The organism is Streptomyces sp. NPDC091377 (assembly GCF_044757045.1).
Lineage (GTDB): Bacteria > Actinomycetota > Actinomycetes > Streptomycetales > Streptomycetaceae > Streptomyces.
This window is the reverse complement of the sequence record NZ_JBIVUE010000001.1, coordinates 865,823-878,746: the sequence shown is the minus strand read 5'-3', so window position 1 is coordinate 878,746 and position 12,924 is coordinate 865,823. Positions and strand designations below refer to the sequence as shown.

Annotated in this window: 13 protein-coding genes; 4 read left to right on the top strand and 9 right to left on the bottom strand. The window is 73.4% G+C overall.

The window, feature by feature from the left end:
• Window positions 1-76 precede the first annotated feature (76 nt).
• The 8 genes from def to ACIQNG_RS03835 all read right to left on the bottom strand — a co-directional run bounded on the left by def (window position 77) and on the right by ACIQNG_RS03835 (window position 8,278).
• The gene (gene def / locus ACIQNG_RS03870) at window positions 77-727 is read right to left on the bottom strand and encodes a peptide deformylase (RefSeq protein WP_401482471.1); all 651 of its coding nucleotides are present in this window, start codon (window positions 725-727) and stop codon (window positions 77-79) included.
• Between the two features lie 128 nt (window positions 728-855).
• Window positions 856-1,836 carry a tetratricopeptide repeat protein gene (locus ACIQNG_RS03865; protein WP_401429983.1) on the bottom strand — a complete coding sequence of 327 codons (981 nt, stop codon included), beginning with the start codon at window positions 1,834-1,836 and terminating at the stop codon, window positions 856-858.
• A 137-nt stretch (window positions 1,837-1,973) separates the two neighbouring features.
• Window positions 1,974-3,224 (bottom strand): HD-GYP domain-containing protein, encoded by a 1,251-nt coding sequence (locus ACIQNG_RS03860; protein ID WP_401482470.1) that lies wholly within the window; start codon window positions 3,222-3,224, stop codon window positions 1,974-1,976.
• A complete protein-coding gene (locus tag ACIQNG_RS03855) occupies window positions 3,221-4,531 on the bottom strand; it encodes an HD-GYP domain-containing protein (protein ID WP_401429979.1) in 1,311 nt (436 codons plus the stop codon). Before ACIQNG_RS03855 ends, ACIQNG_RS03860 begins: the two co-directional genes overlap by 4 nt.
• A 150-nt stretch (window positions 4,532-4,681) precedes the next feature.
• Window positions 4,682-4,984 carry a mycothiol system anti-sigma-R factor gene (gene rsrA, locus ACIQNG_RS03850; protein ID WP_401429977.1) on the bottom strand — a complete coding sequence of 101 codons (303 nt, stop codon included), beginning with the start codon at window positions 4,982-4,984 and terminating at the stop codon, window positions 4,682-4,684.
• Window positions 4,981-5,664, bottom strand: a complete 684-nt coding sequence (sigR, locus tag ACIQNG_RS03845; protein WP_401482523.1) for an RNA polymerase sigma factor SigR — start codon at window positions 5,662-5,664, stop codon at window positions 4,981-4,983. Before sigR ends, rsrA begins: the two co-directional genes overlap by 4 nt.
• 277 nt (window positions 5,665-5,941) lie before the next feature.
• Window positions 5,942-6,628, bottom strand: coding sequence for an alpha/beta family hydrolase (locus ACIQNG_RS03840; protein WP_401482522.1), 687 nt, complete (start codon window positions 6,626-6,628; stop codon window positions 5,942-5,944).
• Window positions 6,629-7,462: 834 nt separating this feature from the next.
• Window positions 7,463-8,278 (bottom strand): SOS response-associated peptidase, encoded by an 816-nt coding sequence (locus ACIQNG_RS03835; RefSeq protein WP_401482469.1) that lies wholly within the window; start codon window positions 8,276-8,278, stop codon window positions 7,463-7,465.
• Window positions 8,279-8,337: 59 nt separating this feature from the next.
• Here ACIQNG_RS03835 and ACIQNG_RS03830 point away from each other — a divergent pair, with 59 nt between their 5' ends.
• From ACIQNG_RS03830 to ACIQNG_RS03815, 4 genes are all read left to right on the top strand, one after another.
• Entirely contained in the window at window positions 8,338-9,051 is a 714-nt protein-coding gene (locus ACIQNG_RS03830) for a M50 family metallopeptidase (protein WP_401429973.1), read from the top strand.
• Window positions 9,052-9,125: 74 nt separating this feature from the next.
• A complete protein-coding gene (gene aroA / locus ACIQNG_RS03825) occupies window positions 9,126-10,466 on the top strand; it encodes a 3-phosphoshikimate 1-carboxyvinyltransferase (RefSeq protein WP_401482468.1) in 1,341 nt (446 codons plus the stop codon).
• A gap of 10 nt (window positions 10,467-10,476) precedes the next feature.
• A complete protein-coding gene (gene rsgA, locus ACIQNG_RS03820) occupies window positions 10,477-11,487 on the top strand; it encodes a ribosome small subunit-dependent GTPase A (protein ID WP_401482467.1) in 1,011 nt (336 codons plus the stop codon).
• A 167-nt stretch (window positions 11,488-11,654) separates the two neighbouring features.
• The gene (locus tag ACIQNG_RS03815; RefSeq protein WP_401429967.1) at window positions 11,655-11,978 is read left to right on the top strand and encodes a DMT family transporter; all 324 of its coding nucleotides are present in this window, start codon (window positions 11,655-11,657) and stop codon (window positions 11,976-11,978) included.
• On the opposite strand, the gene ACIQNG_RS03810 is transcribed toward ACIQNG_RS03815, so the two are convergent.
• Window positions 11,954-12,640 (bottom strand): TetR/AcrR family transcriptional regulator, encoded by a 687-nt coding sequence (locus tag ACIQNG_RS03810; protein WP_401482466.1) that lies wholly within the window; start codon window positions 12,638-12,640, stop codon window positions 11,954-11,956. The genes ACIQNG_RS03815 and ACIQNG_RS03810 overlap by 25 nt on opposite strands.
• Window positions 12,641-12,924: the final 284 nt, after the last annotated feature.

Sequence of the window (12,924 nt, the reverse complement as noted above, 5' to 3'; positions counted from 1 at the left end):
GACGAGCAGACGAACGGCGCCCGACCGGGGTGGATCCCGGTCGGGCGCCGTGAGGTCCGGCCGCCGCGGTGCGGTCTCAGTCGTTGGGGACGACCGCGTAGCGCGGCTCGTTCTCGGCCATCTGCCGCAGCGCGTCCTTGCGCTCCCGCTTGGACAGCCGGTCGATGTAGAGGTATCCGTAGAGGTGGTCCGTCTCGTGCTGGAGGCAGCGGGCGAAGTACCCGGTGCCGCGCACCTTGATCGGGTTGCCCCGCTCGTCCTGCCCGGTCACCTCGGCGTAGTCGGGGCGGGCCAGCGGCGCGTACGCCGTCGGCACCGACAGACAGCCCTCGTTGCTGTCGTCCAGCCGGCGCCGGTCCGCGGGAAGCTCCACCAGCCTCGGGTTGCAGACCACGCCGGTGTGCCGCGCGCCGTCGTCGTCCGGGCAGTCGTAGACGAACACCTTCAGATCGACGCCGATCTGGTTGGCGGCCAGACCCACGCCCTCGGCGGCGCGCTGGCTGGCGAACATGTCGTCGACCAGCTTCAGCAGCTCGTCGTCGAAGCGGGTGACGTCCTGGCACTCCTTGTGCAGGACCGGGTTCCCGACGACGGTGATCGGCCGCGCGGTCCCGCGCTCCCGGTAGACCCGCTCACGCTCCTCGCCGTCCTCCGTGTCCACGACGAACCCGTCGTCGTCCACGGGAAGCACGCCCGCGTGCTGCTGATCGGTGTCCTGCTGAGCCATGACGGACGTAAGCCCTTCCTACACAAAAAATTCCGGTGCGATGCGGGTCCAGGGTACGCGGGGCGCGGAGATCGGGGGCGCGGGGAACCAGGCACCCCCACCACACCCCCACACCCGGCGGCAGGGCCTCAGCACACTTCTTCGAGATCCCGCCACCCACGCGAGTCGGGGGAGTCCGCGACCCACCCGTCCAGCAGCCCCCGCACCAGCGAAGCCGGCGCGGCCACCCCGCACTCCCGCTCCGGCACCCACTGCTGCCCGTCCGTGCGGTGCCCCAGCGGGCCGGGATGCCCCGGCTCGCTGTGGTCGTGCGGGTCCAGATGCTCCCCGTCGCCCTCGTCGGAGGGCATCCGGGACTCGGAGCACAGCCGGCACAGCAACCGCACCGACGACGACCAGTCCTCCGCCGCGAACCCGGCGTCGGCCGCGAGCTGCTCCAGCGCGTCGCGGTCCGCCTCGGTCGCGGCGTCCAGCAGCACCACCCAGGTCGGCACCGGCGAGGGCGCCCACAGCTCGATCTCGTCGAAGACCGGGTAGGAGTGCCCGGCGGACGTCGTGCGTTCCCCGTGCGGCACCCCGTCGTGGAGGACCACCTCACCCCACCGGCGCCCGGACGACGGCAGCGGAATGGACAGCACCTCGATCCGCGCGGGATCCAGCCGCCGCCCCCACACCACCTCGGCCTCGCCCTCCGGCGACAGCCGTACGGCGGCGCTGCCCAGCTCCATCCCGGCCGGCTCGCCGGCGGCGGTCGCACCGCCCGGCACCTGCAGCCCGTACGCCTGCCAGGCCCGGCGGGCCAGCGGCCAGTCCTGGAGGGCCGTGGCGGCGATGCCGACGTTCCACCAGTCGGGTGCCCCGGTCTCCCGGTCGAGCAGGGCGACGGCCCGCAGCCCGGCCGCTCTGGCCTGCTCCCAGTCGTGCCGGAACTTGTGCAGCAGGGCGAGGTTGAACCAGGACTCCGACAGCCAGGGCTCCAGGTCGGCGGCCCGGGTCAGCAACGCCCCGGCGTCCTCGTACCGACCGTCCCCGATCAGTGTGAAAGCGCGGTCCGTGGCCTGCCGCCAGGAGGCGGAGGGCCGGTGCCGTCCCTTGCCGAAGATCCTCACGATTCCCGCCTGCCAGTTCCGTCGGTGGGCTGGCTGTGCCCCCGGACACCCTCTCCCTCGCATCCAACCACGTACGGCTGGAAGGGCGCTCATTACCCATGGGTTACCCCGCTGAGCACGGGGTCAGACCCCTCACCTCACGTCCCGCCGCCCTGGTTCGCCAGCACCCGGGCCAGCGCCTCCACCACCTCGGGCGCGTAGTCCCCGGCGGTCCCCAGCCGCAGCTCCTCCAGGGCGGTGAGCGGCCCGCCGGGACCGGCGTCCCGGGCCTTCTCCTCGTACGCGTTCACCGCCCGTACGATCCGGGCCGCGACCGGCTGCTCACGGTAGGGGTCGGCCTGGCGCTCCACGACGGCGGCGACCGCCGCGTTCACCCCGGTCTGGCGTACGACGGCCCCGCCGAGCAGCGCGATCCGCCGCTGTTCGGCGGCGGGCAGCCCGGCCGTCGCCCCGGCCGGCACCGGGTCGACCAGGCTCAGCTGCCCGATGTCGTGCATGAGGGCCGCGTACTCCAGGACGGTCAGCTCGGGCTCGGTCAGCCCGAGGTCGCGGCCGACCGCCTGGCTGAGCGCGGCGACCCGGTGGGCGTGCCCGGCCGGGGTGTAGCCGGCTATCTCGGTGGCGCGGGCGAGGGAGGCGATGGTCTGCCGGTAGGTGGCGCGCACGGCGGCGTAGCGGCGGAAGGTGACCTGGGCCAGCAGCAGCGGCAGACAGAACAGGGGCAGCGCCCAGAGCCCGGCGACAGCCACCCCGAGCGCCATCACCGCGCCGGTCGCGCACACCGCCGACCCGATGCCGCGCATGGCCCGCAGTTCCTCGCGCAGCAGCGGGCCGAAGGGCCAGCCGGTGCGGGCGTGCGCGAAGGCGGCGGCCAGCACGGCCTCGCACAGCGCGGTGAGCGCGAGGATCAGCACCAGCAGCAGGGCGTAGCCGGGGCCGCCGCCCCAGACGTCGAACAGCCCGTTGCTGTAGAGGGGATGGAAGCAGACGGCGGCGAACCCGACGGTGAGGACCCGCCGGGAGAGATGGTCGAGGGTGGAGCCGCGCCCGCGCGCGATGTGCGGTACGCAGCCGACCAGCGCGGCGGCGAAGACGACGGTGACGACCTGGGCCACCCCGTGCCGGGTGGGCTGCCCGGCGACCTCGCCGAGCAGCGCGTACGCCATCGCCCCCGCGGCGCCGAGCGGCGCGGCCTCGCGGCCCTGGGCCCAGGTCCAGCGGGTCAGCTCGCCGACGGCGACCAGCACACCGAAGGCGAGCGCGATGCCCCGGTCGGCGACCCCGGTGAACAGGGTGACGGCGAGGGAGGTCCCGGCGCCCAGGGCGGCGCAGGAGTGGACGAGTCCGCGCCAGACGGGCGGGGCCCCGCGCCGGGCGGCCGTGCTCACCGGTGGGCCCCCTGCCGTCGGCGCACGGCGGGCGCCCGCGCGGGCGGGGCCTCGTCGGAGGTGACGGCCGGGTGCCAGCCCGCGCCGGGGCCCCGGCCCAGGGCCCGTATCAGCGCCTCGACCATCCGGGGGTCGAACTGGACGCCCGCGCAGCGCCGCAGTTCCTCCAGCGCGACCGGCACCGGGCGGGCCCGGCTGTAGGAGCGGGTGGAGGTCATGGCGTCGAAGGCGTCGGCGACCGCGACGACCCGCGCGGGCTCGGGGATCTGCTGGCCGACGAGGCCGTAGGGGTAGCCGCTGCCGTCCAGGCGCTCGTGGTGGTGGAGGATCGCCGAGCGGGCCCCGCCGAGGAAGCCGATGCCGCGCACCATCTCGTGCCCGTACTCGGGGTGGAGTTCGATGACCCGGCGTTCCTCGGGGGTGAGGGGCCCGTCCTTGCGCAGCAGACGGGTGGGGACGCCGAGCTTGCCGACGTCGTGCAGGATGCCGGCGAAGCGGATCAGTTCGACGCGCTCCTCGTCCATGCCGAGTTCCCGGGCGATCATCATGGACGCCTGGCCGACGCGTTCGCTGTGGCCGCGGGTGTAGCCGTCCTTGATGTCGACGGCCTGCACCAGCGCGCGGATGGTGGCCTGGTGGGCGGCGCTCTCGCGGTGGTACTGGGCGAACGCCCACCAGGAGACGCACATCGGCAGCAGCACCAGCAGCGCGGCGACCGGGCCGTACGGGCTGCGCCACAGCACGGCCATCATCAGCCCGGCGAGGCCGTGCACGGCGACGGGGGCCAGCGAGCGCGGGAACAGGCCGCTCCAGGCGCGGCGCACGGGGACGCCCTCGGCGAGCGCGAGGATCCCGCCGTCGAGCACGGTCAGGACCACGCAGAAGGCGAGCACGGCGGCACCGGCCGGGAGCAGCGCGTAGGGGAAGTCGGAGCCGACGACGGCGTCCCGGCCGCCGAAGATCCAGTGCACATGGGTCGCGGCCCAGACGGCGAGCACCAGCCGGGAGGCCCGCCACAGCCGCCGCAGTCCGACCGGGCGCTGTTCGACATGGGTGAGCAGCGCGCCCGGCACCACGACGAGCGCGGCGGCGGGCGGCGGCAGCAGGAAGGCACCGGCCAGCAGGACGGGGTAACAGGTGCCGGAGAACCGGCGGCGGGCGAGCCGCTCCCCCGCCGCGTGCAGCACCGCCAGCATGGCCACGGCCCACCAGGGGGTGCGCAGCCCGGGGACGGGGGTCAGACAGGCGAGCGCGGACAGGGCGACACAGGCGATGTACACATGGGCCTGTGTCGGTCTCGACTCCATGCCGTGCCTCCCCCGGCGTTCCCCCGACCGTGCCTGTCCAGGCTCCGGAGCCTAGGACGGTGGGGAAAAACACGCGGGCGGATAACCCGTCGATTAGCACGTTCGGGTGACACCGGCGCCTGTATCAGGGCCAAGAACCGTCGAAAACGGTCAGGACTCCCGCGGGGAGGCTGTCACATCGTGCTCTGGGACGGTCTGGCCCGAGCGGATCAGATCGAGCCGGCCCATGACCTTGGCGCGGAGGTCGGCGGGCACGTCGTCATGGCCGCAGCACCGCTTCACCAGCTTCTTCACGGCCTGCTCCAGGCCGTACTTCTCCAGGCAGGGCGAGCATTCGTCGAAGTGCTGCTGGAACTTGTCCCGGTCGATGTCCGGCATCTCGCTGTCGAGGAATTCGTAGAGATGGTCCAGGACCTCACCGCAGTCCGTCTCGTGAGGATCTCCGCAGCTCATGAGCCCGAGCCTTTCGCTTCGTTCGACTCTCCGGCGCCGGCCGGGACGAGCCCGCGCTCACGGGCGTAGTCCTCCAGCATGCCGCGCAATTGACGACGGCCCCGGTGCAGCCGGGACATCACCGTACCGATGGGTGTCCCCATGATGTCCGCGATCTCCTTGTAGGCAAAGCCCTCGACATCGGCGAGGTAGACGGCGATGCGGAACTCCTCGGGGATGGCCTGGAGGGCTTCCTTCACGTCCGAGTCGGGCAGGTGGTCGAGCGCCTGCGACTCCGCGGAGCGCAGACCGGTCGACATGTGCGACTCGGCGCGGGCGAGCTGCCAGTCCTCGATCTCCTCGGCCGCGGAGCGCTGCGGTTCACGCTGCTTCTTGCGGTACGAGTTGATGAACGTGTTGGTCAGGATCCGGTACAGCCACGCCTTGAGGTTGGTGCCCTCACGGAACTGGTGGAAGGACGCGTACGCCTTGGCGTACGTCTCCTGGACCAGGTCCTCGGCGTCGGCGGGGTTGCGCGTCATGCGCAGTGCGGCCGAATACATCTGGTCGAGGAACTCCAGCGCGTCCCGCTCGAAGCGCGCGCTGCGCTCGGCGGTCGACTCCGCGCCGCGGCCCCGGCCCTCGGGCTGGTCCGCCTGGCCGTAGTCGGTCCCTGCGTCGGTACCGGGAACCGGACCCACCTCCTCAAGTTTCCGGGCAGGACCGAACCCGGTCCCACCAGAATCGGAGGATAGACGACGATCCGGTCCGCCCGCCGCTCGAACAGGAGCGGTCTTGGCCGCGCGCAGCACCGTCCAGTCCAGCTCCACACCGGTGCTGGTGACGCTGCGGGCGGGGCAGATGGTGGAACCCATGCGGCGGACTTCCTCTCCACGGACGACGGCGCCGGTCTCCCGGCCCTTCTGTCCGCCTCAACAGCAGGCAAAGCCCCGGCATTCCCGGCCCGTCACCGCACGGTCACACCGGCCACACCGGCTCCGCGAGCCACCGGGTCACCTGTTCCGTGACGATCGTCACGGCCTCCTCCTGGCTGATCGGGGCCCGTTTCGGCACCGCGAGGCCATGATCGGCGTACGGCACCTCCACCAGCTCGTGGTCCCCCTCGGGGAACTCCTCGGGCCGTCCGAAGGGATCATTGCCGCCCTGGACCACCAGAGTGGGCACCCCGGCCCCGAGCAGTTCACCGGCCCGTGACCTCTCCGGCCGGCCCGGCGGGTGCAGCGGGAAGCTGAGCGCGAGCACCCCGGCCGCGCCGAGTTCCACGGCCGTACGGCAGGCCACCCGGGCTCCGGCGCTCCGGCCGCCGGACACCACCGGCAGCCCCCGGGCGGCGAGCGCGGGCCACACGCCCCGCCAGCCGACGTCCAGGGTCTTCGGCGCGGGCGCCACCTTCTTCCCGGCGACCCGCCAGGGCTGCTCGACCAGCGCGACGGTCACCCCGTGGGCGGGCAGGGCGTGGGCGAGCGCCCGGAGGTCGCGGGCGTCGATGCCGCCCCCGGCACCGTGGCTGACGGCCAGCACGAGCCGGGGCGGGCGCGGGGGCGTGGCGGGGTACCAGGTGATCCGGGCGGTCCCGGCTTCGGTGTCGACGGTTTGGACAGGCTGGACGGTCTGGACGGGCTCGATGGCCTCGATGGGCTCGATGGGGGTGGCGGGGGTGGCGGGCTCGATGGGCTCGGCGGGGGTGGCGGGCTCGACGGGGGTGGCAGGGGTGGCGGGCTCGGCGGGGGTGGCAGGGGTGGCGGGCTCGGCCGGGGTGGCGGGGGTGGTGGTGCCCGCCGCCTTGCCGGGGGTGGCCGGGGTGGCGGGGCCGGTGGCTCCGGCGTTGTCGGCCGTGGCGGCCGGGCCGGCTGTGGCTGTGGCCGCCGTGTCGGCCGAGGCCGTGCGGGCCGCCCGGGGGGCGTCGGCTGTGGCGGTCGCCCGGGGGGCGTCGGTCTTGCGCGTCCTGCCCGTCGTGCTGGTCTTACGGGCCCCGGCCGCCGCGCCGGTCGTCCGGGCCCCGCCCGCCGCGCCGCTCCTCCGGGCCTCGCCCGTCCCGCCGGCCTTACGGGCCCCGCCCGCCGTGCCGGTCCTCCGGGCCCCGCCCGCCGCGCCGCTCCTCCGGGCCTCGCCCGCCGCGCCGGCCTTGCGGGCCTCGCCCGCCGCGCCAGTCGTCCGGGCCCCGCCCGTCCCGCCGGCCTTACGGGCCTCGCCCGTCGTGCCTGTCGTCCGGGCCCCGCCCGCCTCGCCGGTCCTCCGGGCCCCGCCCGCCGCGCCTGTCCTCCGGGCCCCGCCCGTCCCGCCGGCCTTACGGGCCTCGCCCGCCACGCCGGTCGTCCGGGCCCCGCCCGCCGCGCCTGTCCTCCGGGCCTCGCCCGTCCCGCCGGTCCTCCGGCTCTTGTCCGTCCCGTCGGTCTTTCCCGTTCGCGTCGTCACGTCAGTGCCGTCCCGATCTCGCCGTTCCGCTGCCGGCCCCCCGTGGACGATCACGCCGTCCGCTCAGAACAGTGTGCCCTCCTCGGGCCCCTCCAGTTCCTTCAGCAGCTCCGGGCCGTTGTTGCGGACATTGCTGACGGCGGTGGAGACCGGGTAGGCGCGCATCAGGCCGGGGGGCGGGGCGGTGAGCAGTTCGCGTACGGAGTCGGGGTCGGTGCGGGACGGGTCGAGCCAGTCGTCCCAGCGGTCCGGGGTGAGCATCAGCGGCATCCGGGGGTGGATGTCGGAGAGGGTGTACGGGCCCTCCGCGGGGGCGACGGCCAGCGGGCCGCTCTCCGCCTCGGTGGTGATCACCGAGCAGGTCACCCACCACGCCTGCGGATGGTCGTCGGGCAGCGTGCGGTCCCGCCAGAACTCGTAGAGCCCGGCCATCGCGAAGACCGACCCGTCGGCGGGCAGCACGAAGTACGGCTGCTTGCGCGGGCGCTTCTTCTTCCCCTCGACCTCCAGGTCCCGCTCGTCCTTGCCGGTGACCCACTCGTAGTAGCCGTCGGCGGGCAGGATGCAGCGGCGGGTGGCGAAGGCGCGGCGGTAGGCGGGCTTCTCGTGCACGGTCTCCGCGCGCGCGTTGATCATCCGGGCGCCGCCCTCGGGCGTCTTGGCCCAGGACGGCACCAGTCCCCACTTGAGCCGGCGGAGCTGGCGAACCGGACGCGGGTCGTCCGCGTCCTTGAGGGCACGGTCCAGTACCGCGTAGACCTCTTTGGTCGGGGCCACGTTGTAATCGGGCGCCAGGGTCTCCTCGGGCTCCCACTGCTCGACCTCGAAGGTCGCTGCGAGATCCTCGGGCCCACGACTCGATGCATACCGTCCGCACATGCGTGCCAGACTGCCAGATTCCGTACGAGCACAGGGAGCGCCCCGGAAACATGGAGAGCATGGACAGTACGACCGCGACCTCGCTCTGGGACGAACTGACCGGCACCCAGCCCGCCCCCGACCTCTGGGTGGTCGTCGGCACCCTGGCCGTCGCGCTCGCCGTGATCGTCCCGCACGTGCCGTGGCGGATATCCCGCAACGCCATCACCATCGCCCACGAGGGTGGCCATGGGCTGATCGCGCTGCTGACCGGACGGACCCTGACCGGCATCCGGCTGCACTCGGACACCAGCGGTCTGACCGTCAGCCGGGGCAAGCCGCACGGCATCGGCATGATCCTCACCGCCGCCGCGGGCTACACCGCCCCGCCCCTGCTGGGCCTCGGCGGCGCCGCGCTGCTGGGCTCCGGGCGCATCACCCTGCTGCTGTGGGTGGCCACGGCCCTGCTGCTGGCGATGCTGGTGATGATCCGCAACGCGTACGGCGTCCTCACCGTCGTCCTCACCGGCGGTGTGTTCCTGCTGGTCTCCTGGCTGGCGGGCCCGCAGGTGCAGGCCGCGTTCGCGTACGCGGTGGTCTGGTTCCTGCTGCTGGGGGGCGTACGCCCGGCGTTCGAACTACAGGCCAAGCGCTCCCGGGGCGGGGCGGGCGACTCCGACGCCGATCAGCTCTCCCGGCTGACCCACGTCCCGGCGGGTCTGTGGCTGTTCCTGTTCCACGCGGTGTCGCTCTGCTCGCTGATAGGCGGGGGACGGTGGCTGCTGGAGCTGTGACCGGAGCCGCGTGGGGCGGCCCGCTCGGCCGCCGCCGAAAACCCAGGTGACCCGCCTCCTTATAAGGTGGACGTATGGTCCCCAACACCACGCACACCGCCCTTTGGCCCGCCCCGCACGCGAGCGGAGCCGTCGATGCGACGGTCCACGTGCCGGGGTCCAAGTCGGTCACCAACCGCGCCCTCGTCCTCGCCGCCCTCGCCTCCGAGCCGGGCTGGCTGCGGCGCCCTCTGCGTTCGCGCGACACCCTGCTGATGGCGGGCGCGCTGCGCGCGATGGGGGTCGGCATCGAGGAGACGGTGTCGTCGAGTTCCTCCGTCGCGGGCGGCCCCGACGGCTCGGGCGAGGCGTGGCGGGTGCTGCCGGTGGGCCTGCGCGGGGACGCCACGGTGGATGTCGGCAACGCCGGCACGGTGATGCGGTTCCTGCCGCCGGTCGCGGCCCTCGCCGACGGTCCCGTCCGCTTCGACGGCGACCCGAGGTCGTACGAGCGTCCCCTGAACGGGGTGATCGACGCGCTGCGGATGCTCGGTGCCCGGATCGACGACGACGGCCGGGGCGCGCTGCCGCTGACGGTGCAGGGCTCGGGTGCGCTGGAGGGCGGCCCGGTGGAGATCGACGCGTCCTCGTCGTCGCAGTTCGTGTCCGCGCTGCTGCTGTCCGCGCCGCGCTTCAACCAGGGCGTGGAGGTGCGGCACATCGGGTCGACGCTGCCGTCGATGCCGCACATCCGGATGACCGTGGACATGCTGCGCGCGGTCGGTGCCCAGGTGGACACCCCGGAGTCGGGTGGGGAGCGCAATGTCTGGCGGGTGACGCCGGGCGCGCTGCTCGGCCGTGATCTGACCGTCGAGCCGGATCTGTCGAACGCCCAGCCGTTCCTCGCGGCGGCGCTGGTGACCGGCGGCAAGGTGGTGATCCCGGACTGGCCGTCCCGTACCACCCAGCCAGGTGACCGGCTGCGGGAGATCTTCACCGAGATGGGCGGCGTGTGCGAACTGACCGACTACGGCCTGGTGTTCACCGGCTCGGGCGCGATCCACGGCGTGGATGTGGATCTGGGCGAGGTCGGCGAGCTGACCCCTGGCATCGCGGCGGTGGCGGCCCTCGCCGACTCCCCGTCCACCCTGCGGGGCGTGGCCCATCTGCGGCTGCACGAGACGGACCGGCTGGCCGCGCTGACCAAGGAGATCAACGAGCTGGGCGGTGATGTCACGGAGACCGCCGACGGCCTGCGGATCCGTCCGCGCCCGCTGCACGGCGGGGTCTTCCACACCTACGAGGACCACCGGATGGCGACGGCGGGCGCGATCATCGGCCTGGCGGTGAAGGACGTGCAGATCGAGAACGTGGCGACGACGGCGAAGACCCTGCCGGACTTCACCGAGCTGTGGACCGGGATGCTCGGGGCGTAGGGGTCTCGCCATGCGCCGCTACGGCAAGCACACCGACGAGGACGACATCCGCTCGCGCCCCAACCGCAAGGGCAACCGGCCGCGGACCAACATCAGGCCCAAGCACGAGGACGCCGCCGAGGGCATGGTCCTCACCGTCGACCGGGGGCGGCTGACCTGTCTGGTCGAGGACCGGACGGTCCTCGCGATGAAGGCCAGGGAACTGGGCCGCAAGGCCGCGGTGGTGGGCGACCGGGTCGCGCTGGTCGGCGACATGTCCGGCACGAAGGACACCCTCGCGCGGATCGTGCGGATCGAGAAGCGCACCTCGGTGCTGCGCCGCACCGCGGACGACGACGACCCGTACGAGCGGGTGGTGGTCGCCAACGCCGACCAACTGGCCATCGTGACGGCCCTCGCGGACCCCGAGCCGCGCCCCCGGCTGATCGACCGCTGTCTGGTGGCGGCGTTCGACGGCGGCCTCACCCCGCTGCTGGTGCTGACCAAGTCGGATCTGGCACCGCCGGACGAGTTGCTGGAGCTGTACGGCGATCTGGACATCCCGCATGTGGTGACCAGCCGCGCGGAGCTGGAGAGCGGGGCGGCGATCGAGCGGGTGGCGGAGCATCTGGCGGGCAAGGCCACGGCGTTCGTCGGGCACTCGGGGGTCGGCAAGACCACGCTGGTGAACGCGCTGGTGCCGGCGGACCGCCGCCGGCTGACCGGTCATGTCAACGCGGTGACGGGCCGTGGCCGCCATACGACCACCTCGGCGCTGGCGCTGCCGCTGGCGGGCTCGGACGGCTGGGTGATCGACACTCCGGGGCTGCGGTCGTTCGGGCTCGCGCACATCGATCCGTCCCGGGTGATCCTCGCCTTCCCCGATCTGGAGCCGGGCACGGTGGACTGTCCGCGCGCGTGCAGCCATGACGAGCCGGACTGCGCGCTGGACGCGTGGGTGGCCGAGGGGCACGCGGATCCGGCCAGGCTGTACTCGCTACGGCGGCTGCTGGCGACGCGGGAGCGCCGGGAGGGCGACTGAGCGGGGCGTGGGCGGTACCGGATGATCGACCCGGTTGTCCTTGGCGTTGTTTGCCGCCTGTCAGGTCCGGTAAGGGCATAATCGCAAAAGCCGTATCCCAAGCTTGAGCAAAAACTGACAAGCGGTCACAGAACGTTATAGAACGTGAAGTTACGGGAGGACTGGACATGGCGTGGCTGCTGGTCATCGTGGCAGGGCTGCTCGAAACCGGCTTCGCCGTCTGCCTGAAACTGTCGCACGGTTTCACCAGACTCTGGCCGACCGTCGCGTTCTGCGTCTTCGCCCTCGGCAGCTTCGGTCTGCTCACCCTGGCACTGAAGAAACTGGACGTGGGTCCCGCGTACGCGGTGTGGACCGGGATCGGGGCGGCGGGCACCGCGATCTACGGCATGGTCTTCCTGGGCGACCTCGTCTCCGTCCTGAAGATCGTGTCGATCAGCCTGGTCGTCATCGGTGTGATCGGGCTTCAGCTCTCGGGCTCCGCGCACTGAAACCCCGTCCCGGGGGTCCCGTCGCACGGAGCCTCGTACCCGCCGCTGTGCGGGCCGACCGGATGGCGTCGCAGTGCCCCGTGGATCAGCGGGGCGACAGCGCCCTCGGCGGGGGGCGCGGCGACGCAGGACAGGGCGAGACGGACGACCAGTTCGCAGGCGCGGGCCAGTTCGGCGGGGTCCGTCAGGTGGGCGCCGGGCGCGGACAGCGCGGCGACGGCGCGGTCGCGGACGATCGCCACGAAGTCGCCGGGCGTGGGCAGCGGGGCGTCGGCGCGGCGCTGGGCCGGTACGGCGGACGCCAGGGTCGGGGCGGCGGACGGCGGGGTGGGCAGCCGTTCGCTCCAGCAGCCGGTGAGCATGGCTCTGACCAGCGCGTTGTCCCGGGCGACGGCGGTGGTCCACTCGGCGGTGGCGGTGAGCCGGTCACGGGCGTCGGAGGAGCCGGCGAGCGCGCGTTCGATCCCGGCGAGGTAGCCGTCCGCCTCCCTGCGCACCAGGGCCCGCGCGAGACCGTCCTTGCCGCCGAACTCGTTGTACAGCGTCTGCCGGGACACCCCGGCCGCCGCCGCCACGTCCACCATCCGCACCGCCGACCACGGCCGACGCGTCAGCGCCGTGAAAGCGGCGTCGAGCAGGGACTCCCGCGCAGCCGGCATCATCGCCTCCCCTGGAGCACGACACTCCCGCCCAGATTTGACGCGCCCACCACCACTGTCAAGGGTCCGCGTACCACCCGAAGCCGAGAACGACCAACGGCAACCGGTGGTGACCGAAGGTGACCGGTGACGACCGAGGGACGACCGGAGGCGACCGGTGCGGCCGGAGACGTCCGGTGGCTGTCGGTGCGGCCCGGTGCGTCAGCGCCGCCGGTGGTGACCGAGGGACGACCGGCCGCGTCCGGTGGCGTCCGGCCGCGTCCGGTGGCCGCCGGTGCGACCCGTGC